The following is a 25,320-nucleotide window of genomic DNA, read 5'->3' as shown; positions in this document are numbered from 1 at the left end:
CGCTCCTCCGGCCGACCGGTCCCGCGGGGGATGTCGGGGACGATCACGGCCGAAGGCGACGAAGGGCTCCGAGGGTAGCGGGACCATGCCGGCCGTCGCGTCGCAACCTGGCACTTGGTCGAACTGCCAGGAACGCGCCGCCGTACCAGCGGTGTGGGGGTCCGACAGCTAAGAGCAGCGTGAGTCATAAGACCTCCCGGGCCGTCGCACCATCACGTCGAAGCCACCGGACCCGACCGGACCCGACCGGACCCGACCGGACCCGACCGGACCCGACCCGACCGGACCCGACCGGACCCGACCCGACCGGACCCGACCCGACCGGACCGGACCGGGGCGGCGTGCGGCCTACCAGTTGTGCTGCGCAGGTTGTGGCGGGAGGAGCGTTGAGGCCGGGTGGACGACGTAGACGAGGCCGCCCGAGTGGGGGACCCAGGCGTTTTCGAAGGCCGCGCGATCGTACGTCGTGCGGACCTCGTCATTGCTCTTGATCAGGTGGGAGGCCGGGTCGTTCACCACTACGTTGCCGGCGGCATCGAAGCCGACGATCACCATCAGGTGGCCGTTCGTCCCGTAGCCGGCGCCCGGTAGATCACCCTTCTTGAACGACAAAGACGCGATCAGCGGGATGCCGGCCTTGATGAACTGCTCGGCCTCCGTCAGCGACCTCAACCGCGTGACGAACGCGTCCAGCCCTCGCGTACCGGCGTACGCGGTGTTGAACGGCCAGTTCCCCGCACCGTCGTACGAGTAGTCGAAGACAGACCGGGCAGCATGGTCGACCTGCGGGTCCGCGTCGGTCGGGTCCACCCAGGCGGTTTCCGCCGGGGTCGGTCCAGCGCCGTAGTAGTCGAGCACCATCGCGGATGAGGTCGCCGAGCACCAGGCTTCGCCGCCACCGTCCCACTGCGGGTAGTGCCCGATATGGGTCTCTTGCGAGTACGTCGGTACGTCGAGCACCACGCCCTCCGCACCGCCCAACGGACTCGCGGCCACCTTCTTGTCGGCCGGGAGGCGTGACGCCATCGCGCCGACTGAGCGGACTGCCGGCGTCTGGGTGGTGCCGGCGAGGCGGTAGAGCGTCACCTTCAGCTGCCAATTGTTCAGCGATCGGCCGGTGGCTGCGACAAAGGTGTCCACGGCAACGGATCCGTTCGTGTCGCCCTGATTCGGCACGGAGGTCCGGTGGATGTCGCCGGCCGCGGTGTCGTCGCCGCTGGCCCACCGGCCGAGCACGTACCACTTGGTGGTCGTGCCGAGGTCGGTCTGGCCGGCCATCGCTACTTCCACCCAGGTGCCCGGCGGAGTCGTGGCATTCCACGAGCCGACCAGCTCGGTCAGGCCGAAGCCGGTCTGCACGACCGGTGAGGTCCAGCTGGCCTGGTCGTAGCTTCGAGCCGAGCCGTCGCCGAACGGGTCGACGTACGAGGTGGTGCCGGTGGGGGCGCCGATCGTGAGGCTGTCATCGGCGACGGTGGTGCCCTGCGGCGTCCCGGCGGCGAAATCGGCCGACGTGGTCCAGGCGTGGTAGGCGATGTCGCGGACGGCGGCCGGCTTGGCGGCGAAGGTCGGTGCGGCCGCTCCTGTCAGGACGATCGCGGTGGACAGCGCGGTGGTGACGATGTGGGCGGCGGTCATGAAATCGACGGTAGACGGGCCGCTGTGCTCTGTCGCGGTGAACGCGTGCCGCGAACCGTGTCGATCCTGTCAATTACTTTCGAGCCGTCTGCCACTCCTCGGCGAGGATCGCGAAGACGAGTTCGTCGGTCCACTCGTCCTTGATGAATTCGTTGCTGACGAAGTGGGCCTCCTGGCGCAGGCCGAGGCGCTTGAGCAGGTTCGCCGACCCGGCGTTGCGCGCATCGAGGCGACCGATGATCCGGTGCATGCCGAGCTCTTCGAACCCGACGCGCAGCAACTCGGCTGACGCCTCGGCGGCGTACCCGAGACCGTGGTAGTCGGGATGGAAGACGAAGCCGACCTCGCCCGAGCGGTGCTCGGTGCTGTGTACGAACAACGTCACCTCGCCGACGTGCTGCCCGGTCTCACGCAGGATCACCGCGACCGTCAGCGCCTGGCCGTCAGCATCCATCGGTACGTCGGTCAGTCGCAGGGCAAGGGAGTTCCGCACCTCTTCGGGCGTCTTCGACTCGTACAGCAGAAACCGCGTCACGGCGTCGTTCGACTGCAGCTTCAGCAGGTCGTCGTAGTCGGTCTCGAGGTAGCGGCGAAGGGTCAGACGGTCAGTCTCGATCGGCAGGAAGTAGGCCACCTGACGAGCCTATGAGCACCGCGCAACCCAATTACAGAAGGCCTCCCGCCCTAGCAGCGGGAGGCCTTCGGAGTGTTATCCGTTGGCTAGGGCAACCAGTCTGGTCTGGTCACCGTTGAACCGGTCCTGGTCGATCGGGCTCGAGCTGTACTGCCAGATGGTGTGGAACGGCCAGCCGCCGGGGAGGGTGCCCGGAGCCGAGGCGTAGCGGGCCACCCAGAGCGGGTTGGTGGCGTTGAAGGCGGTGCTGTTCCCCGTGCAGCGGGTCCACCAGTCCAGGTTGGTGTAGATCACCGCATCGCGGCCGGTGCGGGACTTGTAAGTGTTCAGGAAGTCGCGGATCCAGCTCACCATCGAGGCCTGGGTCAACCCGTAGCAGGTCGCGCCGTACGGGTTGTACTCGATGTCGAGGGCGCCCGGCAGCGTCTTGCCGTCCCGGGACCACGCGCCGCCGCGATCGACGAAGTAGTTCGCCTGGTTGGCGCCGCTGGAGTCGTTCGGGGTGGCGAAGTGGTACGCGCCGCGGACCATGCCGACGTTGTAGGAACCGTTGTACTGCTGGCCGAAGTACGGGTTCGAGTAGTAGTTGCCTTCGGTCGCCTTCGAGTAGGCGAACCGCTTGCCGGCACTCCACTGCGAGGCCCAGTCGACGTTGCCCTGGTGGCTGGATACGTCGATGCCTTCGACAGTGGCGGCCGGGGCCATCGACGACGGGGCGGCTGCGGCAGTGGTGGGCTGACGCCAGCCCATGAAGGCTTCGCCGGCCTTGGAGATGCCGTGCTGCCGGGCCTCGGCGGTCGGTTGGTGGGGGGCGGTGGGCTGGGCGGATGCGATGGTGCCGGCGACCGGGGCCAGGAGCAGGCCGAGGGTCACGGCGGCACCCGTGACGAGGGATCTCACGAGGAACCTCCACAGAGCGATGAGGGGCGGACAGAGCGCTCGGCGGAGGTTTTACCCACGCGTCAGTAAGAAATAACCATCGAATCAAGAATCAGTGTGAGAATTTTCCGACTCTGGTCGTCGGGACCCGGAAATCAGGCTCTGCCGAACTCAGGCCACCTGCGAGCTGGGGGCGGTGAAGGTGTTGCAGGCGGCCAGGTTGCGGGTGTTGTAGCCGCGGTGGAACCAGTAGCCGTGGTTCTTCTTGTTGCCGTGGATCCGCTGGCCGCTCGGGTCGTACTCGTCGCCGGAGTTGTTGGTGACGAAGTCCAGCTGCGTCTTCAGTTGCCCACCGATGGGGTAGGTGCCCTTGTTCGCGGCCAGGAAGACCCCGGCGAGGCAACTCGCCTGCAGTTCCATCCGCCGGTTGACCTCGAGCTTGGCGCTCTGCGACGAGGCGTCGTACCGCAGTTCGCCGTAGGCCTCCAGGACGCCGGTCAGCTCCTGGACATGGTGTCCGTACTCATGCGCCACAGTGAACGCCATGCCTGCCCGGTTGAAGGCCAGACCGGAGGCGGAGTTGCGGTACCGCTTGTATTCGGCCACGTCGTCCGCGCCGGCCATGTAGATCGTCTCGTTGGCCGAGCAGTAGTACGAGCTCGGGGCGTAGCCGCCGCAGGGCGATTGCACCCGACCGTTCATCACGATCGTCTTGGGTGCCCGGAACTGCCACCCTCCGCCGCGCACCTGCCGAGGCCAGCCCCGGTCGGCGCAGCCCTTCACGACCGAGTAGTACTTCACCGCGTTGGCCAGCGTGGTCGCCCGCGCTCCGGACTCCTTACAGCCGACGCTGCTCTGCGTACCGGTCCGGTAGAACTTGTTCCGGCTCACGACCTCGTACGGCGTGGCGCGGCGAGGCGGCGGTGGTGTCGTCTTGGTGGCGGTGGGTTTCGAAGTCGGCCCGCTCGTAGTCGTGCCGTTGGTGGGCGCCTCGGTGGGCGGGTTGGTCGGGTCGTAGCTGGAGCTGTAGGTCGGCTCCGGCGAGGAGTAGTCGTTCAGCCGGTTCTGTTTGGCAACGACACCGGCGATCCACAAGCCGACGATGCAGGCGAACCCCAGCACCACCGGCACCACGATCCACACGGCCTTGCTCTTCTTCCGCCGCGGCGGACCACCCGGCCCCCACCCGAACCCGGGACCACCCGGCGGCGGCCCGTAGCTCGCCGCGTACTGCGGACCCGGCGCAGACTGCTGCGGACCCGGCCCGCACTGCGGAGCTTGCGCGTACTGCTGGGGACCCGGCCCGTACTGCGGAGCACCTGGCCCATACTGAGGTGCACCCGGCGCGTACTGAGGTGCACCCGGCCCGTACTGAGGTGCACCCGGCGCATACTGCGGAGCACCCGGCGCGTACTGCGGGGGACCAGCCGGCGGCGGTCCGCCATACGGCTGCTGTGGTGCCTGATGCGGCGGGCCGAACGGGGGCTGGCTCGACAAGGGTTCCTCCATACAGCGGACGTGCGGGCGCTAGGCGTCGTCCCGGAATCAGAACCGTATCGGTCCGAGGGGACACTGCTCGCGCGGCCGGGTAAGGCCGGTTCGGGGGAAAATGTCAAGAGCAGTCTCGGATCGACTGGGGCGGTGGGGCGGGGAAGGTATCAAACACCGTTACCCTTGATCGGTGACACTTCGCTTGTATGACACCGCGACAGCAGCAGTGAGGGATTTCGAACCGGTCCAGCCGGGCAAGGTCGGGATCTACCACTGTGGGCTGACGGTGCAGGGTGCCCCGCACGTGGGGCACATCTACAAGGAGGTCGTCTTCGACGTCCTGCGCCGCTGGCTGGAGCGGTCCGGCTACGAGGTCACCGTGATCGCGAACGTGACCGACATCGAGGACAAGATCCTCGCCAAGTCCGCCGAGCGGCACATCCCCTGGTGGGCGCACGCCTACGAGTTCGAGCGCGAGCTGCACTGGGCCTACGACGTGCTCGGCTGCCGCCCGCCGACGTACGAGCCGCGCGCCACCGGGCACATCCCCGAGATGCTCGAGATGATCGGCGAGCTGCTCGAGTCGGGTCACGCGTACGTCGCTCCGGACGGCTCGGGTGACGTCTACTTCGACGTGAAGTCCTGGCCGTCGTACGGCGAGCTGTCGAACCAGCGGATCGACGACATGGAGGCGGCCGAGGACGCCGACCCGCGCGGCAAGCGGGACCCCCGCGACTTCGCGCTGTGGAAGGGACACGTCGAGAGCGTGCCGCTGACCGCGTCCTGGCCGACCCCCTGGGGCCGCGGCCGGCCGGGCTGGCACCTGGAGTGCTCCGCGATGGCCGGCAAGTACCTCGGCACCGAGTTCGACATCCACGGCGGCGGCCTGGACCTGCGGTTCCCGCACCACGAGAACGAGCTGGCCCAGTCGAAGGCGGTCGGGCAGAAGTTCGCCCGGTTCTGGATGCACAACGCGCTCGTCACCGCGGCCGGCGAGAAGATGTCGAAGTCGCTCGGCAACGGCGCGACCGTGCGCAACGTGGTCCAACGGGTCCGCCCGATCGAACTGCGGTACTACCTGGTCAGCTCGCACTACCGGTCCGTGGTGGAGTTCTCCGACAGCGCGCTGGACGAGGCTGCGACCAGCTTCCAGCGGGTCGAGGGGTTCATCGCCCGCGCGACCGAGGTGACCGGTGGGGTCGAGCCCGCCGCCGCACTGCCTGCCGACTTCGTGACCGCGATGGACGACGATCTCGGCACCCCGGCCGCGGTCGCGGTGCTGCACAACACCGTGCGGGACGGCAACAAGCTGGTCGCCGACGGAGATTCGCCTGCTCTGCAAGAGAATCTGGCCTCGGTGCGGGCGATGCTCGGCGTCCTCGGCCTCGATCCGCTGGCCGAGCCGTGGGTGTCTCGGACCGGGGTGACCAAGGAACTGACCGAGGTGCTCGACGGACTGATCAAGGCGCTGCTGGACCAGCGTCAGGCAGCCCGGGAACGCAAGGACTATGCCGCGTCGGACGAGATCCGCGACCGGCTCAAGGCGCTCGGCGTCGTCGTGGAGGACACCCCGCAGGGGCCTCGCTGGACGATCGCCCCGCACCAATCAACCGAAGGAAACTGAAGTGCCAGGCAGTAGTCAACGCAAGGGCGCCATCCGCAAGAAGCCGCGTGGGAACCCGACCGCCGGATCCGGTGGCCGGGTCCGTCGTGGTCTCGAGGGTAAGGGCCCGACCCCCAAGGCCGAGGAGCGCACCAAGCACCCCGCGCACAAGCGGGCGAAGGCGAAGGAGCGTGCCAAGGAGCGCTCCGGCGGTCGTCGCCCCGAGCGCCGCGACGTCGGCGAGTCCACCGTCGAGTGGGTGTACGGCCGCAACCCGGTGGTGGAGGCGTTGCGCGCCGGAGTCCCGGTCAGCGCGCTTTATGTTGCCGAGGGCACCGAGCGGGATGCCCGCCTGCGCGAGGCCCTGCTGATCGCGGTCGAGCACGGGATCTCCTTGCTCGAGGTGCCGCGGACTGAGATGGACCGGCTGACCAGCCACGGTGCCCACCAGGGCGTGGCCGTGCAGATCCCCGCTTACGAGTACGCACACCCGGACGACCTGTTGACCCGTGCGTACGACGCGGGCGAGGTGCCGCTGATCGTCGCGCTCGACGGAGTGACGGACCCGCGCAACCTGGGAGCCATCACCCGATCCGCCGCCGCTTTCGGCGCACACGGGGTTCTGGTGCCGGAGCGTCGTACGGCCTCGATGACGGCCTCGGCGTGGAAGACCTCCGCAGGCGCGGCTGCCCGGATCCCGGTGGCGCGCGCGACGAACCTGAACCGCGCGCTGAAGTCCTACAAGGACGCCGGCCTGCTGATCGCCGGCCTGGACATGGGCGGCGAGGTCGAGCTCCCGGACCTGCAGGCCGCCACCGAACCCCTGGTCCTCGTGGTCGGCAGCGAGGGCAAGGGCCTGGCCCGTCTGGTCCGCGAGAACTGCGACATCATCGTCTCCATCCCGATGACGAGCGCCACCGAATCCCTCAACGCCGGCATAGCCACCGGCGTAGCCCTCTACGAGATCTCCCGCCGCCGCAGCTGAGATCGGCGGAGAGGCACAGACGGCAAGAACTAGGGCCCTTGGACACCACGTCGGGACCTCGAACAGGGAATGCCGCCGCAGCTGAGATCGGCGGAGAGGCACAGACGGCAAGAACTAGGGCCCTTGGACACCACGTCGGGACCTCGAACAGGAAATAACCTGTCCGAGGTCCCGACTTGCTGTCCGAGGTCCCCACAAACTGCGCCGGTCAAGCAGCGATCGAGCGGGCGAGCAACCAACGCAAGCGCTTGCTGGTCTCGCGTGGGCGATCCAGATCTGCCCAGCCGACGCGCGCGAAGGAATATCCGAGTTCACGGAGCCGGTCCTCCCGCCACTTCTCCGCCACAATCACTTCTGCGGAGTCGTACTTCTGAACCCCGTCGAACTCGACAATCAGCTTCTGCATCACCAGGAAGTCGACGCGTCCGAGCAACTGCCCGGCCGAATCGCGGATCTCCACCTGAAGCTGCGGCCGCGGTAGACCCTCGTTCGCCATCAGAACTCGCAACCGCGATTCGCCGACCGACTCACTCAGACCATCGGCGAACGCAACGGCCGTACGGGCTGCAGGCGAACCAGCCCAACACTCGAAGCGCTTGGCAATCGCGATCAGCTGATCGCTGGTCACCAGGCCTTCCCGCAGGGCTGCGTCGGCCAGCACGACACCAACCTCGTACGACGAACCGCAGGTGGTTTCGACGATCGCGCGGGCGGGACTCGTGAGGCACAGCCCTAGCACCTCGCGGACATCGTCCGGTTCGAGTGGCGAGCGATGGACCTGCAGTGCGCGATCGGACCGCACTCGCCCGACGGATTTGGTCAGATGCACCCTCGCCAAGTCCAGTCCCCAGCTCGGTAGGCCATGCAGAACGGCCGCCGACTGATGGCTGATCGCCGCCCCCTCGCCCATGTGCTGGACAACGGCTCTGGCCAAGAGGAGGTGGAGCCGCCTTGTCCGCTCCCAGGGTTGCTCGTCCGCGGGCCATTCGCCGGGCTCGACGTGGCATCTCGGCAGAGTCGCGCCCACCGTCCGCCGCGAAGGCGCAGGCGAATTTCGCTGTCGCTGTAGCCGGATTCCAACGCATCGGCCCGAGTGAACCAGCCGCCTCGCTCGCCGGCCACCTTGCTCAATCTTCTGTTCACACCAGAGAACATGCAGCACGAACCCGATGAACCGACGCCAGACTTCATCCCTGTGGACAACCAGAAGCCGCGACCTCATCCAGGAAGCCGGACCTCGGGCAGGGAGTTGGGACTTCGGGCAGGGAGTTGGGACGTCGGACGGGGAGTGGGGACGTCGGACAGGGAGTGGGGACGTCGGGCAGGGAGTGGGGACCTCGGACAGGGAATAGCCTGTCCGAGGTCCCGACATACTGGACTAACCCACTACTTCAGCCCGGATTCAGCGCGGATCCAGCGCCGGATCCAGCGCCGGATCCAGCGCCGGATCCAGCGCCGGATCCAGCGCCGGATCCAGCGCCGGATCCAGCGCCGGATTCAGCCCGGATTCAGCGCTGGATCCAGCCCGGATGTCTGCCGTCAGTAGACGTCGACGTTGTAGGTGTTCAGGGCTTCGGTGACGGGCTGGAAGAAGGTCGTGCCGCCGGAGGTGCAGTTGCCGCTGCCGCCCGAGGTGAGGCCGAGGGCCGTGGAACCGTCGAACAGGGCTCCGCCGGAGTCGCCGCCCTCGGCGCAGACGTTGGTCTGGATCAGGCCGGTGACGGTGCCCTCGGCATAGTTGACCGTGGCGTTCAGGCCGGTGACGGTGCCGCCGTGGACGCCGGTCGTGCTGCCGCTGCGCTGGACGGATTCGCCGACCGTGGCGTTCCCGGCCGTGCTGATCTCCTGGAAAGACCCGTTGTAGAGATCCACGTTGCCGGGCGGCTGCGGCGTACCGGCCGGGTACTTCACCAGCGCGTAGTCGTTGCCGGGGAAGCTCGATCCCTGGGTGGTGCCGACCGAGGTGGTGTGGCCCGAGTCGGAGTACCAGGTCGACGCGATGTTGCCGCAGTGGCCGGCGGTCAGGAAGTAGTACGAGCTGCCGTCGGTGACGTTGAAGCCCAGTGAGCAGCGGTACTGGCCGCCGTAGATGGCGTCGCCGCCGCTGACCTTCTTGGTGAGCTTGCCAGGGATCTTCTGCAGCGTGACCTGGCTGTCGAACTGCTTGGTGACAGCGGTGAGTGCTGCCAGCTTCGAGCCGATCACGGTGTCGTCGTAGGAGACGATGATGCGGCCGGCGTCGTCGGAGGCCCAGGCGGTGCCGGGGATCGAAGCGTCCTGTGCCAGCGTGCTGGTGATGGTCTGCGCGAGCGCTAGCGGATCAGGTGGTGCGGCAGATGAGGCCTGTGCGGCCAGTAGGGCGGTTGTCGCAGCAAGACCGGCGGTTGCCAGCACTGCCACGGTTCGGCGGGCACGGGTGAGCTTCATGGTCAGCCTCCTCACGATGAGGACGCGTTCGGGGGCGGACGCGTCCTAGACATAACCGTGCGAAGGGATACCCAGACCCTCTGTCGGTATGCGGATTTCCCGGTGAGGAAAGGGACATCCTTCACCTGGCCCGGCCGGAGTTATGCCAACCCGGTACGCCGAAGTTATGACCCGCGCACGCAGATCGCCCCCTGACCGGGGGACCGGACAGGGGGCGACTGGTCACGCTGTCTGTCAGTGTCAGTAGACGCTGACGCCGTAGCGGGAGAGCGCCTCCGTGACGGGCTGGAAGTAGGTGGTGCCACCCGAGGAGCAGTTGCCGCTGCCGCCCGAGGTCAGGCCGAGTGCGATCGTGCCGGCGAACAGAGCGCCGCCGGAGTCACCGCCTTCGGCGCAGACGTTCGTGCGGATCAGGCCGCTGACGCTGCCCTCGGCGTAGTTGACCGTGGCGTTGGTGGCGGTGACGGTACCGCTGTGCACCCCGGTCGTGCTACCGCTGCGCTTGACCGCCTGGCCGACGGAGGCGTTACCGGCGGAGGTGATGTCCTGGGTCGACCCGTTGTAGAGGTCGACGGTGCCCGGGTGGTTGGTGTACGAGGTGGAGTACTTGACGATCGCGTAGTCGTTGCCGGGGAAGCTCGAGCCGAAGGTGGTGCCGAGCAGCGTGGTCTTCGAGGAGTTCGAGTACCAGCTCGAGGCGATGTTGCCGCAGTGCCCGGCGGTCAGGAAGTAGTACGTGGTGCCGCTGCGGACGTTGAAGCCGAGCGAGCAGCGGTACTGGCCGCCGTAGATGGCGTCACCACCGCTGATGTACTTCGTCAGCTTGCCGGGGATCTTCTCCAGTGTGATCCGGCTGCCGAACTGCTTGGTGACGCCGGTCAGCGCCGCCATCTTCGAGCCGGTGACGGTGTCGTCGTAGGACACGATGATCCGGCCGTCGGGCGAGGTCGCCCACGCGGTGCCCGGGATCGAGGCGTCCTTGCTGAGGGTGGCGGTGATGGCGCTGGCGGACAGGGTCGACGGTGCGACGGGAGCAGCCGAGGCCTGGGTGGCCAGCAGGGCGGTGGTGCCGGCGAGCCCGGCGGTGGCCAGGATTGCCGCGGTACGGCGGATGGACGGGAACTTCACGGTCAGCCTCCTCACGATGAGGACGCGCTCGGGGCGGGTGCGTCCTTGACTTAACCGAGTCCAGTACTACCCCAGATCTCGCTGAGTATTCAGATAAATCCGGAGGGTAGGGTTATCCTCCGAAAGTTCAAGGTCCGCTCCAGGCGCTGCCGACCCCGAAAAACCCCGGCGTGATCGACCTGTACCGTCCAAGCCTCGCCTGACACTGTGATCGTCATCACACCATTACCAAACCACGGTCCGTACGCCGTACGCCAGTCCGCGGCGACATCCCGCACCCGGGCGGACCGGGCCAGCTTGTGCAGGAGCGCGGTCATCAACCGGGTGCCGAGGAACCTGAACGCCAACTGGAAGTGCTTGCCGATCGGATTCCGGAACGGCGACATGGTCAGCTGGTGGATCGCAGTACCGGGGTGGTCCTCCGTTGTCAGCCGGGCCTGCGCCAAGTAGCTGCAGTGCACATCACCGGACAGCATCAGGACTGACGCCGGCGGGTCCTCGCCACGGACCAGGTCGGTCAACAGGTCGGTCACGTCGTCGAAGGACCTCCGGAACGAGGCCCAGTGCTCCAGGTCCATGCCCTGCCGGATCTTCTCGCCCATCCGGGCGCCCAGTGGACCCCAGGCGCCGGACGAGATCGCCTCGTCCCAACCTTCGAGGTGGTGCAACCCGGGCGGGAGCAGGAAGGGCAGCGTGGACGCGAACAACAGATGGTTGATCGGCTGGGTCGCGCCGACTGTGTGCCGGCGGACCCACTCCCACTCGTGCGCGTCGACCATCGCCCGTTCGCCGGGTTCCAAGTGTCTCGAGCAGCGTGAATCGACGGCGACCAGGCGGACGCCGAGGGATCGTGCGCCGAAGTCGCGGTAGAAGCTCCACCGGGTCGAGGCGGGGTCCTCGTCCGCCTCCCAGGCGAAGGCGTCGAGGTAAGAGCTGCGTTCGTCCTCGTTGTCGAGCGCGCGCATCGCGGCGTACGTCGGATCCTTCTCCAGCTGTTCCGGCGAGAGGTTGCCGAGGTGCTGATAGACCCAGTAAGACGCGTAGGCCCCGACGACCCGGTCATGCCACCACGGCTGCGACGTCACCCAGCGACGCCAGGTCATCGAGGTGTTCCAGTCGTCGCGCAGGTCATGGTCGTCGAGCAGCATGCACAGCGGCACAGTCGACAAGAGCCAGCGGACCGCGGGATTCAGCCAGGCGTCGTCGTAGAGCCAGGTGTACTCCTCGAAGTTGCCGATCTCGTCCTGCACCTCGGACCCCATCCGGCCACCGTGAGCCGCCCGCAGCTTGGCGAGCACGGCGTCCGACGGATCGTCGGCGTACACCTGATCGCCCAGCAGCAACAAGGCATCCGGCCACGCGACGTCGTCTCCCGCGGTCAGCGGGTCGGTCTCCTCTGCCATCCGCTCGGCCAGCGCGACCAACGCGTCCGGGCCGAACTCCTTGATGCCCTCCTCGTCGAACGGCGCCGACCTCCGGCAGGACCCGAACGCCAGCCGGAACGACTCGTCGGCCCGCGCCGTCCGGATCACACTCGGCCCGTACGGGTTGTTCTCCAGCGGCCACACCCGGTCACCGTTCAGTCGCACCTCGTACTCCGTGGCGCCGGCCGGCCGCAGTCCCTCGATCAGGACCAAGGCGTAGTGATGCCCATGCACAGACCAGGTCGGCGCCCTGTGCCCGAGGATCTCCACCTCGCACGGCCCACTGGTCTCCACCCACACGGTCGCCCGCGTCTCATCGACATACCGGAGAAGTGGTCCCAACCTCAGCTGCATCCCAAAACGCTAACCGCAACCCACAACTCCGGGAATCGGTGCGGGCCCGCGGTAAAGGTCAGTCGTGGCGAAGAGAGTGGAGAACGAAGGAGGCCAACTCCCGGTAGGCCTCAGCGTCGCTGAGTCCCGTGCGGCGCGCGATGTCGCCGCGCTGGATCGCCTGCATCGTGTGCGCGACCAGCTCCGCCGCGAACCCGATGTCGACCTGCCGGAAGGCCTTGCTGGCGATCCCGTCCTCGATCAGCGAACGGACCCGATCGGCCGCGATCCGGGTGTTCCGCTCGTACACGGACCGGGCCGGGGCGAACGTCGCCACGTCGTCCAGGAAGGTCCGGCTGGCCGGCCGCAGCGCGTCCGCGACGGCGTTCAGGTACGCCGCGATCCGCCGGTCGTGCCGGGTCTGCTTGGCGACCGCGGACTCCACTTCAGCGGTGGCATTCTTGAAGTAGTGCTTGACCACCTCGACGGCGAGCTGTTCCTTGCTCGGCGCGAGGGCGTACAGGGTCGTCTTGCTGCAGCGCAGCTCGGCCGCCAGGTCGTCCAGGGTGAATCGGCTGAAGCCCTGGGTGAGGAACAGGGAGAGGAGCCGGTCGAGCAGCTCGGACTGCCTGCGGGTGCGGCGCCCCGGGACGACGGTTGTCATATTGAGACAGCATAGAACGATACGGAGATTTAGTCTTCAGTATCAATAGGAGTATCATTTGCTCAGCCGTTGAGAGGGGCTGCCTGATGGCTGTCGATCGCCTGCTTCCAACCGAGGAATCCGTCGACCTGCTAGCGCTGGTCCGCGACCTGTGCGACCACGAGCTCGCGCCGTACGCCTCGAAGGCCGAGGAGTCGGAGACCTTCCCGCGGGAGGCGTTCCGCACGCTGGGCAAGGCCGGGTTGCTCGGCCTGCCCTACCCGGAGCAGTACGGCGGCGCCGAACAGCCGTACGAGGTCTATCTCCAGATGCTGGAGGAGATCGCCGCTGCCTGGATGTCCGTCGGCGTCGGGCTCTCCGTCCACACCATGACCAGCTACGCCGTCGCGACCTTCGGGACGCCCGAGCAGCGCGCGCGGCTGTTGCCCGACATGATCGGCGGCGAGTCGCTCGGCGCGTATGCGCTGTCGGAGCCACAGGCAGGTTCGGACATCAGTGGCATGACAACGAAGGCTGTCCGTGACGGCTCCGAGTATGTGCTGTCCGGCACCAAGTCCTGGATCACGCACGGCTCGCACGCCGACTTCTACACGACCTTCGCCCGGACGTCCGCCGACCCCAAGCACGGGATCTCCGCGTTCCACGTGCCGGCGACCGCGGCAGGGCTCAGCTTCGGGGCGCCCGAACGCAAGATGGGCCTGACCGGATCCACCACGACGCTGGTCAACCTCGACAACGTCCGCGTGCCGGCCGACAACCTGATCGGCGAGGAGGGCGCGGGGATGCGGATCGCGTTGTCCGCGCTCGACTCCGGACGGCTGGGGATCGCGGCCTGCGCGACCGGGCTGGCACAAGCCGCGCTCGACGTCGCCGCGTCGTACGCGTTGGAGCGACAGCAGTTCGGTCACGCGATCGCGGAGTTCCAGGGGCTGCAGTTCCTGCTCGCCGACATGGCCGCCGCGGTCGAGTCGTCGCGGGCGACGTACCTGCAGGCGGCCCGGCGGCGGGATCTGGGGAAGCCGTTCACGCAGCAGGCGGCGATCGCCAAGCTCATCTGCACGGACGCGGCGATGAAGGTGACCACGGACGCGGTCCAGGTGCTCGGTGGCTACGGTTACACCCGGGAGTTCCCGGCCGAGCGGTACATGCGCGAGGCCAAGGTGACCCAGATCTTCGAAGGAACCAACCAGGTCCAGCGACTGGTCATCAGCCGTGACCTGCTCAGAAGCGTTCGATGAAGCTCAGGAGTGTTCGATGAAGCTTGGCCCGACCGACGTCGCCCTCGTCACCGGGGGAGGATCCGGGCTCGGCGAAGCGACCGTACGCCGGATCGCAGCGACCGGTGCAGGCGTGGTGATCTGCGACCTGCCGACCTCGGCGGGCAAGAAGATCGCCAAGGAATTGGGCGACCACGTCATCTTCGTGCCGACCGACGTCACCGACGAGGTCGCGGTGGCTGCCACGCTGGACGCCGCGGCGGAGCTCGGCGCGCTGCGGGTGCTTGTCACCTGCGCCGGTATCGCCACGCCCGGCCGGATCGTCGGCCGTCAAGGCCCATTGCCGCTGGCAACGTTCCGGCAGGTGATCGAGGTCAACCTCGTCGGCACCTTCAACGTGCTCCGGCTCGCCGCTGAACGGATGCTCGACCTGCCGCCCGGTGAGGACGGTGACCGCGGCGTCGTGGTGATGACCGCCTCGATCGCCGCGTACGACGGTCAGATCGGCCAGGCGGCGTACGCCTCGAGCAAGGGTGGCATCGTCGGCCTCACCCTCACAGCGGCCAGGGATCTCGCCGACAAGGGCATCCGGGTGGTCACCATCGCCCCCGGCACGATGGAGACCCCGATGCTGGCCGGCCTCCCCGAGGACGCCCGCAAGGTTCTCGAGCAGCAGGTCCCACACCCCGCCCGCCTCGGCCGCCCCTCCGAATACGCCGCCCTGGTCGAGCACATCATCAGCAACCAACTCCTCAACGGAGAGGTGATCCGCCTGGACGGCGCCCTCCGCATGCCGCCCCGCTGAACCCACCCGCCTCTCGACCGAATCGCCGCCCAGCGGTCGGCCTGCCCCAACCCCGGCCCGGCGTCTGACGATGCACCTGAAAGTCGGCACATGGGCGGCCTGGTGCGCGAGTCGGCGACCTAGTCGACTTCGGAGACCGGCGGTGGCGGGAGAGTCAGCTTTTCGTCGGGTTTGGCGCTGAGGACGTTGTCGACGTAGGACCGGGCGGCGGCCATGGTGTCGATCTCGTGGCCGGCTCGTTCGGACAGGAACCAGCGGTGTTCGAGGACCTCGTGGAAGACCTCGGCCGGTTCGAGCTTGCGTCTGAGGTCGCGGGGCACCAGGCGGACCACCGGCTCGAACACGTCGGTCAGCCATTGGTGCGCGACGATCTCCTCGTCCTCGTTCTGCTGGTCCGTGGCCGCCGCGAAAGCGTCCAGGTCGTTCAGCAGGCGCCGCGCCTGGTTCTCCTCGACGTCGAGCCCGGTCAGCCGCAGCAGCCGCCGGCTGTGGTGCCCGGCGTCCACGACCTTCGGCTGGATCCGGACCTGGCTGCCGTCCCAGTCGGTGATGATGTCGATCTCGGCGACGTCGAAGCCGAGCTCGTTCAGCCGCCGGATCCGCGAGTCCAGCCGGTGCATCTCGTCGGTGTGGAACTCCTCCGGCGCGGTCAGCTCCTTCCACAGCGCCTCATACCGCGAGGTGATGGACTGGACGGTCTCCAGCGGATCGATCGACTCGTCGAGCAGGCCGCCCTCCTGCAGGTCGGACAGCTCGCCGAACAGGTTGATCTCGGCCGTGTAGAGGTCGTGCGCGCGCTGCCCGTCGGAGATGTCCTGGTGCAGCTCTCCGGTCTCGGCGTCCACCAGGTACGCCGCGAACGCGCCCGCATCGCGTCTGAACAAGGTGTTCGACAGCGAGCAGTCGCCCCAGAAGAAGCCGAGCAGGTGTAGCCGCACGATCAGCGCGACCAGGGCGTCGATCAACCTGTTGACGGTGTCGGGCCGCAGTGTGCTGGAGAACAACGCGCGGTACGGCAGCGAGAACTGCAGGTGTGTGGTGACCAGGATCGAGTCGAGTGCTTCGCCGTTGGCGTCCAGGCGGTCGGTGATCACGCCGACGGGTTCGACCGAGGGGGAGTCGAGACGTTCGAGGTCGCGGAGCAGCCGGTACTCGTGCATCGCGAGGTGTTCCATCACCTCTTTGATCGCATAGACGCTGCCGTTCACCCGGACGAAGCGCACCACGTGCCGCGAGATACCTCGCGGCAGCGCGACCAGCTGGTCCTCGGGCCAGTCCTCCAGTGGGACGTCCCAGGGAAGCGACAGCAGACCGGTGTCCGGGCGGGTGGCGACGAAACGAGGCACGGGTACCAGTGTGTCAGTTCCGGCTGACGGACGGCTGAGCCTTCAGCAATTCCCGTACTGCGAGGCGCCGCCGCCGCGGGAGTCGGGGCCGTGCCGCGGGATCCCACGCGGCAGCACGCGGGGGTGGAACACGAAAGAACGCAAGTGGACGCAAATTCTTGCGGGAAGTGGCGTAGTGTTTGCGTCATGACACGACGACTTGCTGAGGTTGCGAAGAAGGTGGGCGTCAGCGAGGCCACGGTGAGCCGGGTGCTGAACGGTAAGCCGGGCGTTTCCGAGGCGACTCGGGAGGCGGTGCTGACAGCGCTGGACGTGCTGGGCTACGAACGACCGACCCAGCTGCGGGGCGATCGTGCCAGGCTCGTCGGCCTGGTCCTGCCCGAGCTGCAGAACCCGATCTTCCCGGCCTTCGCCGAGGTGGTCGGCGGCGCGCTCGCGCAGCAAGGCTTCACCTCATTGCTCTGCACCCGGACCGTCGGCGGAGTGTCCGAGGCTGACTACGTCGACCTCCTGCTCCAGCAGCAGGTGTCGGGGGTGGTGTTCGCCGGTGGCTTCTACGCCCAGGCGGACGCGCCGCACGCCCACTACGAGCTGATCCAGGAGCGCCGGCTGCCGACCGTCCTGGTCAACGCGGCCGTCGACCACCTCGGTTTCCCGCAGGTCTCGTCGGACGATGTTGTCGCCGCCGAGATGGCGATCGGCCACCTGCGCGCACTCGGGCATCAGAAGATCGGCATGGTGCTCGGGCCCCGCGACCACATTCCGTCCCGGCGGAAGCTGGACGCGTTCATGGCCTCGCCGGAGGGCGATCTGGAGTTGGTCGAGCACACGATGTTCTCGCTCGAGGGCGGTCACGCGGCGGCGACCCGGCTGGTGAAGCACGGTGTCACCGGGATCGTCTGCGCGAGCGACATCCTCGCCCTGGGCGCGATCCGTGCGGTCCGCCGGGCGGGACTGTCGGTGCCGGAGGACGTGTCGGTGATCGGGTACGACGACTCCGCGATGATGAACTGCACCGATCCGCCGCTGACCACCGTCCGGCAGCCGATCGACGCGATGGGTCGTGCGGCGGTGGACATGCTCGTCGCCCTCATCGAACGTGCCGCCGTCCCCGCGGACGAACTGCTCTTCGAGCCCGAACTGGTGGTCCGCGCCTCCACCGCCCGCCTGAAGACGGCACCTGTGCCGGCCGCCAGCGCGAGCTGACAACGACAGACAACCAATCAAGGCTCTCCAGAACGGTCGGTAACCGCCCGATCACCTAGGGGCAGAGTGGCGATCTCGCCGCTCTGCCCCTTTGCTATACCCGCAAGTTCCGCTGTGGAGTCACGTTTTTGCAACTTGTGATCGAAGTATTGCGCTGATCCGGTCGCGTTGCCTACGGTGTGGCCCACATCAGAGGGGCGGGACGGGAATCGCCCTCGCACAAAGTGGGCCGGCTCAGACCGGCGCCGTTCGCAGCAGAAGGGCAGATCGATGAGGACAACGAGCCAGCGCAGGGCAGTCAGCCTGTTGCTCGTGGCAGGACTCGGACTGGCGGCCGCGTCCTGTGGATCCGGGAGCAAGGACGAGCCGGCTGCCCAGGGGTCAGCGGGTGCCGACGCCAAGGTGACCATCACCGTCGGCTGTCAGCCGCCGAAGAGCAACCCGAAGGAACGGGCCGGGTGGGACGAGGACGTGGCCGCGTTCCAGACCCTGCACCCGAACATCACCATCGTGAGCAAGGACGCCTTCCCCTGCATCAACCCGGACACGTTCCAGGCCAAGCTGGCCGGCGGTTCGCAGGAGGACGTCTTCTACGTCTACTACACGGACGTGCAGAAGATCATTAAGAACAAGCAGGCCGCCGACATCAGCCAGTACGTCGGCAGCGTCAAGGCGCTCGCCGATATCCGTCCTGACGTCCAGAGCGTCTTCAAGGACGGCGACAAGACCTACGGCCTGCCGCGCAACAACTACAACATGGGCCTGGTCTACAACCGCAAGCTGTTCACCCAGGCCGGCCTGAACCCGGACGCCCCGCCGAAGACGTGGGCCGAGGTGCAGGAGGCCGCGAAGAAGATCGCGGCGCTCGGCGCGGGCTACACCGGCTACGGTGAGTACAGCGCCGGCAACACCGGCGGCTGGCACTTCGCCGCCTCCCTGTACGCGCGGGGTGGCTCGATGGTCAGCGAGGACGGCAAGTCCGCGGCGTTCAACAGCCCCGAGGGCAAGGCCGTGCTGGAGAACCTCAAGCAGATGCGCTGGAACGACAACAGCATGGGCACCAAGCAGCTGCTGCAGTGGGAAGACCTGATGCGGATGATGGGTTCCGGCAAGTTGGGCATGATGATCGGCGCGCCGGACGTCGTGCAGTCGGTCAACAACGACTTCCAGGGCAAGTTCGAGGACTACGGCGTCACCGCGGTGCCGGAGTCCGAGGGCAAGTCGTCGCTGAGTGGTGGCGACGGGTACATGTTCAACCCCAAGGCGAGCCCGGAGAAGATCAAGGCCGGTCTGCTTTGGCTGGAGTTCCACGAGCTGACGCCGGGCAAGGGCCAGTTCAACTACGAGCGGGCCAAGGCGCAGGGCCGTCCGGTCGGTCTGCCGATCCCGGACCTGTACGGCGACACCGCCCCGGGCAAGGAGATCACCGCCCTCCGCAAGCAGTTCGCCACCGTGCCGGTCGACCACTTCACCCCGTACGTGAGTGTGCAGGGCAGCATCACCAACAAGCTCGAGCCGCCGAAGGCGCAGGAGTTGTATGCGGTGCTCGACGTGGCGATGTCCGCAGTCCTGACCCGCAAGGACGCTGACATCGACAAGCTCTTGTCGGACGCCGCCTCGAAGGCCGACAAGATCCTCGCCAAGAACAGCTGATGGCTGTATTGACCGCCAAACCGCCGGTGCGCCGTTCCCTTCCCCAGGGGGCGGCGCGCCGCGCGGTGGGCAGGAACCTCACGGCGTACGGGTTCCTTTGCGGCGCGCTCATCTGTTTCGCCTTCTTCTCCTGGTATCCGATGATCCGCGAGATCATCCTGAGCTTCCAGCAGACCAACTTCGTCGACCCGGCCCAGTGGGTCGGCTTCGAGAACTTCCGCACCGTCTTCGCGGACTCCGCGTTCAACGCGGCCTGGCTGAACACCGCCGCCTTCAGCGGCCTGACCCTGGTGGTCGGGTACGCCGTGCCGTTCCTGCTCGCGGTGATCCTGAACGAGCTGCGGCACATGAAGGCCTACTTGCGGTTCGTCGTCTACCTGCCGGTGATGCTTCCGCCGGCAGTCGGCGTGCTGCTCTTCAAGTGGTTCTACGATCCCGGCGCGGGCTTGTTCAACCAGATCCTCGATGTCTTCAGCATCCCGCCGCTGAGCTGGCTGGACTCCACCAGTACGGCGTTGATCTCGCTGGTGATCGTGTCCACCTGGATGAACCTCGGCACCGGCACGCTGATCTACCTGGCTGCCCTGCAAAGCATCCCGGGTGATCTCTACGAATCGGCCGAGCTCGACGGCGCCGGGTTGTTCCGTCGGGTCTGGCACGTGACGATCCCGCAGACCAAGCTGATCCTGCTGGTGATGTTGCTGTTGCAGATCGTGGCCACCATGCAGGTGTTCATCGAGCCGTACCTGCTGACCGGTGGCGGCCCGGAGAACGCGACCGTGACGGTGGCGTACCTGATGTACCAGTACGCCTTCAACTTCGGCGACTTCGGAGGCGGTGGCGCGCTCGGCCTGATGCTGATGGTCGTGCTGATGGTGTTCTCGGCGATCTACCTGCGCGTGTCGCGGGACAACCAGAACTAGGGGGATCCGATGACCACCACCTTGCAACCCCAGCCGTTGCTTGAGGCAACAACACCCGCGCCGGCGCCGCGCAGTACGAGTCGGAAGAAGGACAGGGGACGCACGTCCGACACTCGCAGCCTGGTGTCGCCGCTCTCGTTGAGGTCGTGGCGCGGCAAGCTGACCTACTGGACCGTACTGGTCGTCGTCGTGATCGGGTTCACCCTGGCCTTCGTCTTCCCGCTCTACTGGATGGTGACCGGGGCGCTGAAGTCGCCGGAGGAGCTGGCGCAGATCCCGCCGAGCTTCTTCCCGAAGCACTTCGACTTCGGCGTCTACCTCGACGCCTGGGACCAGCTCCAGCTCGGCGTCTTCCTGAAGAACACCGCCCTGTACGCCGGGGGCGCGTGGCTGTTCACCCTCGCGGTCGACGTGACCGCGGCATACGCGTTGTCCAAGCTCAGGCCGTTCTTCGGCAAGCTGATTCTCGGCCTGATGCTGGCCACGTTGATGATCCCGCCGATGGTGCTGCTGCTGCCGACCTACCTGGTCGCCAAGGATGTGCCGATCTTCCACTTCGACCTGCTCAACACCCCGTGGGCGATCTGGTTGCCGGCGGCAGCGAACGGGTTCTTCATCTTCCTGCTGAAAAGGTTCTTCGACTCGATCCCGCGCGAGCTACTGGAGGCCGCTGAGATCGACGGGGCGTCGCCGATGCGGATCCTCTGGTCGATCGTGCTGCCGGTGTCGCGGCCGATCCTCGGCGTCGTCTCGATCTTGTCTGTCGTGACCGTGTGGAAGGACTTCGTCTGGCCGCTGCTGGTGCTGCCGGAGACGGACAAGATGTCGATCAGCGTCGGCATCGCGTCCCTGTCCGCGCAGATGCCACAGAACGTGCTGATCGCGTCCCTGGTGATCGCCAGCCTTCCCACGATCCTGGTCTTCTTCGTGTTCCAGCGCAGCATCATGGCGGGTCTCACCGCCGGAAGCCTCAAAGGCTGATTCCCCCAACCCCCTAAGGAGAAGCGATGTCGGAAACCGGGACTGCTTCATGGTGGCGCGGAGCCGCGATCTACCAGGTGTACCTGCGAAGCTTTGCCGACGGCAACGGTGACGGGATCGGGGACCTGGCCGGGCTGCGGGCGAAACTCCCGTACCTGTCCGAGCTCGGCATCGACGCGATCTGGCTGAACCCGTGGTACCCGTCGCCGATGGCGGACGGCGGGTACGACGTGGCCGACTATCGCGCGATCGAGCCGAGCTTCGGCACGCTCGCCGAGGCCGAGGCCTACATCGCGGAGGCCCACGCACTGGGGATCCGCACCATCATCGACATCGTCCCGAACCACGGTTCGGACCAGCAGGCCTGGTTCGTCGAGGCGCTCGCGGCCGGCCCGGGTTCGCCCGAGCGTGAGCGGTTCATCTTCCGCGCCGGGCGTGCCGCCGGCCTTCCGCCCAACGACTGGCAGTCCATCTTCAACGGGCCGGCCTGGACCCAGGTCGCCGACGGGGAGTGGTACCTGCACCTGTTCGCACCCGAGCAGCCCGACTTCAACTGGCGCAACCCCGAGGTGGTGGAGGAGTTCCACGACATCCTCCGGTTCTGGCTGGACCGTGGCGTCGACGGGATCCGGATCGACTCGGCCGCAGTGCTGTTCAAGGACCTGGACAGCGTCGAGGAGTCGTACACCGACCACGACGACGTGCACGAGGTGTACCGCAACTGGCGTCGGATCACCGACGGCTACGAAGGCCGCTTCCTGGTCGGCGAGATGTGGATGCCGGACCAGGAACGGTTCGCGCTCTACCTGCGGCCCGACGAGATGCAGACCGCGTTCAACTTCGACTTCCTGTCCCGGCCGTGGCAGGCGGACGAGCTGCGCGCGTCGATCGACCTCACCCTGGCGACGCACGTCCCGATCGGAGCACCTCCCACCTGGGTGCTCTCGAACCACGACGTCACCCGGCCGGTCACGAAGTACGGGCGTCCTGACACCTCGTTCTCCCACCAGGACCGCAAGCACGGGATGGAGACCGATCCCTTACTGGGGGAGCGCCGGGCCCGTGCGGCCGCGCTGCTCGCGATGGCGCTGCCGGGTGGGCTGTACGTCTACCAGGGCGAGGAGCTCGGCTTGCCCGAGGTCGAGGACCTGCCGGACGAGCTGCTGCAGGACCCGTTGTGGGCAAGGTCCGGTGGTACCGACCGCGGGCGCGACGGCTGCCGTGTGCCGATTCCGTGGTCGGGCAAGGAACCGCCGTTCGGCTTCGGTTCCGGTACGCCGTGGCTGCCGCAACCCGCCGACTGGAAGAACCTCACCGTCGAGTCCCAGCAGGATGACCAGAACTCGATGCTGGCGCTCTACCGCAACGGCCTGCGAATCCGCCGTACGGAACTGGGCGACGGCACGCTCACCTGGCTCGACTCGGCCCCGGGCGTGCTGTCCTTCGCCCGCGAGAACCTGACCTGCATCGTCAATCTGACCCCCGAGCCGATCGACCTGCCGCAGTACGCCGAGCTCCTCCTCACCAGCAGCCCTCTCGACGAGGGCAAACTCCCCACCGACACGACCGCCTGGCTCCGCTGAGACGCCCTGCTCCACAGAGACGCCCTGCTCCACAGAGACGCCTTGCGTCCGAAGAACCGAGGTCCCTGCCCCACGGTTCTTCGGACGCAACGGCTCCGTCGCAACGGCTCCCTCGCAACGGCTCCCTCGCAACGGGCCCCGTCGCAACGGCTCAGTGGAAGCGGCGGAGGCGGAGGCTGTTGGAGACCACGAAGACCGAGCTGAAGGCCATCGCTGCGCCCGCGAGCATCGGGTTCAGCAGTCCCGCGGCGGCCAGCGGGATCGCCGCCACGTTGTAGGCGAACGCCCAGAACAGGTTGCCCTTGATCGTTCGCAACGTGCTGCGCGCCAACCGGATCGCATCCGCCGCCGAGCGTAGGTCGTCCCGCACCAAGGTCAGGTCACTCGCCTCGATCGCCACGTCGGTGCCGCTGCCCATACTCAGCCCCAGGTCCGCCTGCGCCAGTGCGGCCGCATCGTTCACGCCGTCGCCCACCATCGCGACCACCCGGCCCTCGGCTTGCAACTTCTTCACCGCGTCGACCTTGTCGGCCGGCAACACCTCGGCGATGACCTCGTCGATCCCCACCTCGGCCGCGACCTTCCGAGCCACCGCCTCGTTGTCCCCTGTCAGCAGGACCGGCCGCAATCCCAATGCCCGCAGCTGCTTGATCGCCTCGGACGAGCTGGGCTTGACCGTGTCCGCGACCACCAGCACGGCTCGCGCCTTTCCGTCCCACCCGACCGCGACCGCGGTACTGCCTTCTGCCTCGGCGTGTTCCTTCGCGTGAGTGAGTGCCTCGGGCAGGTGCTGGCTCCACTCCTCGAGCAGCCGCGTCCGACCGACCAGTACTGCGTGGCCGTCGACGATCCCTTGTACTCCGAGGCCCTCGACGTTGCCGAAATCCTCGACAGCGGGGAGCGCGCCGAGTTCGTCAGCCGCACCCCGGGCAACAGCCTGCGCGATCGGGTGCTCGCTGGAGTGCTCCAAGGCGCCCGCCAGCCGCAGTACCTCCGACCGCTCCTCGCCAGGTGCCAGCAGTACGTCGACCAGTGCCATCCGACCGGTGGTCACCGTGCCGGTCTTGTCCAGTACTACGGTGTCGACGCGCCGGGTGGATTCCAGCACCTCTGGCCCCTTGATGAGGATCCCCAGTTGAGCTCCCCGGCCGGTGCCGACCATCAAGGCAGTCGGCGTGGCCAGCCCGAGGGCACAAGGGCAGGCGATGATCAGCACGGCGACGGCTGCGGTGAACGCGACCTCGGTCGGCGAACCGTTGCCCAGCCAGAACCCGAGGGTCCCGAGGGCGAGCACGATCACGATCGGCACGAAGACCCCGGAGATCCGGTCAGCCAGGCGTTGCACTGCGGCCTTGCCGTTCTGGGCGTCCTCCACGAGCCGAGCCATCTGCGCGAGTTGGGTGTCGGCCCCGACCCGGGTGGCTCGGACGATCAGCCGACCGCCGGCGTTCACGGTGGCACCGACGACGGCATCGCCTTCGCCGACCTCCACCGGGACGGACTCGCCGGTGAGCATCGAGGCGTCGACCGCGCTGCTGCCGGTGACGATCACGCCGTCGGTGGCGATCTTCTCGCCCGGCCGGACCACGAATTCGTTGCCCACGGCAAGCTGGTCGGCGGGGATCCACACCTCGGCACCGTTCCGTAGTACGGCGACGTCCTTGGCGCCGAGCTCCAGGAGTGCCTTCAGGGCTGCGCCGGAGCGACGCTTGGCGCGGGCCTCGAAGTACCGGCCGGCCAGGATGAAGGTGGTGACACCGGCCGCGACCTCGAGGTAGATCTCCTCGGCGCCGCCGCCTCGCGACGGGATCAAGGTGAACGGCATCTTCATCCCCGGCTGGCCGGCCCCGCCGAGGAACAGCGCGTACAGCGACCAGAGGAATGCGCTGACGACGCCGAGCGAGACGAGCGTGTCCATGGTCGCGGCGCCGTGCCGCAGGTTGGTCCAGGCCGCCTTGTGGAACGGCCAGGCCGCCCACGTGACCACCGGTGCGGCCAGCGTCAGCGACGCCCACTGCCAATAGTTGAACTGCAGCGCCGGAACCATGCCCAGGGCAATGATCGGTACGGCGAGCGCGATGCTGGTGATGAGCCTTTCGCGCAACGGCTTCAGCTCATCGGGCGCCGTCGTCTCGTCGGCCGCCGGCGGCGCAGGGAGTGAGGCCGTGTAGCCGGTCGCCTTGACTGTCGCCACCAGGTCGTCCGTGCTGATGCCGTCGGCGAACGTGACCTTGGCCTTCTCGGTGGCGTAGTTGACGGTGGCGGTGACGCCGTCCATCCGGTTCAGCTTCTTCTCCACCCGCGCGGCGCAGGAGGCGCAGGTCATGCCACCGATGATGAGTTCGACGGACTTGCCGGGTTCTGTTGCTGGGCTGGCCATTCTGGTCCTCCTCTCGGTGT

At 67.5% G+C, this 25,320-nt stretch carries 21 protein-coding genes; 9 read left to right on the top strand and 12 right to left on the bottom strand.

Features of this window, described 5'->3' with window-relative positions:
* Positions 1-348: 348 nt before the first annotated feature.
* From ABD210_RS15535 to ABD210_RS15520, 4 genes are all read right to left on the bottom strand, one after another.
* A complete protein-coding gene (locus tag ABD210_RS15535; RefSeq protein ID WP_344112138.1) occupies positions 349-1,638 on the bottom strand; it encodes a peptidase C39 family protein in 1,290 nt (429 codons plus the stop codon).
* Between the two features lie 73 nt (positions 1,639-1,711).
* Complete coding sequence (locus ABD210_RS15530; protein WP_344112137.1) at positions 1,712-2,272, bottom strand: GNAT family N-acetyltransferase; 561 nt, start codon at positions 2,270-2,272, stop codon at positions 1,712-1,714.
* A gap of 75 nt (positions 2,273-2,347) precedes the next feature.
* Entirely contained in the window at positions 2,348-3,172 is an 825-nt protein-coding gene (locus ABD210_RS15525) for a lysozyme (protein ID WP_344112136.1), read from the bottom strand.
* A 150-nt stretch (positions 3,173-3,322) separates the two neighbouring features.
* Positions 3,323-4,648: a neutral zinc metallopeptidase gene (locus ABD210_RS15520; protein ID WP_344112135.1), complete on the bottom strand. Its 1,326-nt coding sequence runs from the start codon at positions 4,646-4,648 to the stop codon at positions 3,323-3,325.
* A gap of 184 nt (positions 4,649-4,832) precedes the next feature.
* On the opposite strand from ABD210_RS15520, the gene cysS reads away from it, so the two are divergent.
* Entirely contained in the window at positions 4,833-6,266 is a 1,434-nt protein-coding gene (gene cysS, locus ABD210_RS15515) for a cysteine--tRNA ligase (protein ID WP_344112134.1), read from the top strand.
* A gap of 1 nt (position 6,267) precedes the next feature.
* Positions 6,268-7,230, top strand: a complete 963-nt coding sequence (gene rlmB, locus ABD210_RS15510) for a 23S rRNA (guanosine(2251)-2'-O)-methyltransferase RlmB (protein ID WP_344112133.1) — start codon at positions 6,268-6,270, stop codon at positions 7,228-7,230.
* A gap of 208 nt (positions 7,231-7,438) precedes the next feature.
* Here the strand turns inward: rlmB and ABD210_RS15505 are convergent, their stop codons facing one another.
* The 6 genes from ABD210_RS15505 to ABD210_RS15485 all read right to left on the bottom strand — a co-directional run bounded on the left by ABD210_RS15505 (position 7,439) and on the right by ABD210_RS15485 (position 13,206).
* On the bottom strand, positions 7,439-8,068 hold the full coding sequence (locus ABD210_RS15505; RefSeq protein ID WP_344112132.1) for a hypothetical protein: 630 nt from the start codon (positions 8,066-8,068) through the stop codon (positions 7,439-7,441).
* Complete coding sequence (locus tag ABD210_RS32480; protein WP_425552679.1) at positions 8,050-8,385, bottom strand: type IV toxin-antitoxin system AbiEi family antitoxin domain-containing protein; 336 nt, start codon at positions 8,383-8,385, stop codon at positions 8,050-8,052. Before ABD210_RS32480 ends, ABD210_RS15505 begins: the two co-directional genes overlap by 19 nt.
* 384 nt (positions 8,386-8,769) lie before the next feature.
* Positions 8,770-9,657, bottom strand: a complete 888-nt coding sequence (locus ABD210_RS15500; protein ID WP_344112131.1) for a S1 family peptidase — start codon at positions 9,655-9,657, stop codon at positions 8,770-8,772.
* 240 nt (positions 9,658-9,897) lie between these two features.
* Positions 9,898-10,785 carry a S1 family peptidase gene (locus ABD210_RS15495; RefSeq protein WP_344112130.1) on the bottom strand — a complete coding sequence of 296 codons (888 nt, stop codon included), beginning with the start codon at positions 10,783-10,785 and terminating at the stop codon, positions 9,898-9,900.
* An 89-nt stretch (positions 10,786-10,874) separates the two neighbouring features.
* Positions 10,875-12,563, bottom strand: coding sequence for a DUF7800 domain-containing protein (locus tag ABD210_RS15490; RefSeq protein WP_344112129.1), 1,689 nt, complete (start codon positions 12,561-12,563; stop codon positions 10,875-10,877).
* Between the two features lie 58 nt (positions 12,564-12,621).
* Entirely contained in the window at positions 12,622-13,206 is a 585-nt protein-coding gene (locus tag ABD210_RS15485; protein WP_344112128.1) for a TetR/AcrR family transcriptional regulator, read from the bottom strand.
* Between the two features lie 86 nt (positions 13,207-13,292).
* Between ABD210_RS15485 and ABD210_RS15480 the strand changes: the two genes are divergently transcribed.
* Complete coding sequence (locus ABD210_RS15480) at positions 13,293-14,444, top strand: acyl-CoA dehydrogenase family protein (protein WP_344112127.1); 1,152 nt, start codon at positions 13,293-13,295, stop codon at positions 14,442-14,444.
* 16 nt (positions 14,445-14,460) lie between these two features.
* Positions 14,461-15,228 (top strand): SDR family NAD(P)-dependent oxidoreductase, encoded by a 768-nt coding sequence (locus ABD210_RS15475; protein WP_344112125.1) that lies wholly within the window; start codon positions 14,461-14,463, stop codon positions 15,226-15,228.
* 119 nt (positions 15,229-15,347) lie between these two features.
* On the opposite strand, the gene ABD210_RS15470 is transcribed toward ABD210_RS15475, so the two are convergent.
* The gene (locus ABD210_RS15470; RefSeq protein WP_344112123.1) at positions 15,348-16,574 is read right to left on the bottom strand and encodes a DUF4032 domain-containing protein; all 1,227 of its coding nucleotides are present in this window, start codon (positions 16,572-16,574) and stop codon (positions 15,348-15,350) included.
* 186 nt (positions 16,575-16,760) lie between these two features.
* Here ABD210_RS15470 and ABD210_RS15465 point away from each other — a divergent pair, with 186 nt between their 5' ends.
* The 5 genes from ABD210_RS15465 (at position 16,761) to ABD210_RS15445 (ending at position 22,920) form a co-directional block, all read left to right on the top strand.
* Positions 16,761-17,780 (top strand): LacI family DNA-binding transcriptional regulator, encoded by a 1,020-nt coding sequence (locus ABD210_RS15465; protein WP_344112121.1) that lies wholly within the window; start codon positions 16,761-16,763, stop codon positions 17,778-17,780.
* Positions 17,781-18,050: 270 nt separating this feature from the next.
* Positions 18,051-19,433 (top strand): ABC transporter substrate-binding protein, encoded by a 1,383-nt coding sequence (locus ABD210_RS15460; RefSeq protein ID WP_344112120.1) that lies wholly within the window; start codon positions 18,051-18,053, stop codon positions 19,431-19,433.
* Positions 19,433-20,356, top strand: a complete 924-nt coding sequence (locus ABD210_RS15455; RefSeq protein ID WP_344112118.1) for a carbohydrate ABC transporter permease — start codon at positions 19,433-19,435, stop codon at positions 20,354-20,356. Before ABD210_RS15460 ends, ABD210_RS15455 begins: the two co-directional genes overlap by 1 nt.
* A gap of 9 nt (positions 20,357-20,365) precedes the next feature.
* A complete protein-coding gene (locus ABD210_RS15450) occupies positions 20,366-21,337 on the top strand; it encodes a carbohydrate ABC transporter permease (protein WP_344112117.1) in 972 nt (323 codons plus the stop codon).
* A 26-nt stretch (positions 21,338-21,363) separates the two neighbouring features.
* Positions 21,364-22,920: a glycoside hydrolase family 13 protein gene (locus tag ABD210_RS15445; RefSeq protein WP_344112116.1), complete on the top strand. Its 1,557-nt coding sequence runs from the start codon at positions 21,364-21,366 to the stop codon at positions 22,918-22,920.
* Positions 22,921-23,071: 151 nt separating this feature from the next.
* Here the strand turns inward: ABD210_RS15445 and ABD210_RS15440 are convergent, their stop codons facing one another.
* On the bottom strand, positions 23,072-25,300 hold the full coding sequence (locus ABD210_RS15440) for a heavy metal translocating P-type ATPase (RefSeq protein ID WP_344112115.1): 2,229 nt from the start codon (positions 25,298-25,300) through the stop codon (positions 23,072-23,074).
* Between the last annotated feature and the right edge of the window lie 20 nt (positions 25,301-25,320).

Origin of the sequence: Kribbella alba, from assembly GCF_039529635.1 — a bacterium.
Taxonomy (GTDB): domain Bacteria; phylum Actinomycetota; class Actinomycetes; order Propionibacteriales; family Kribbellaceae; genus Kribbella; species Kribbella alba.
The sequence above is the reverse complement of the archived record's forward strand: the minus strand, read 5'-3'. Positions and strand labels throughout refer to the sequence as shown.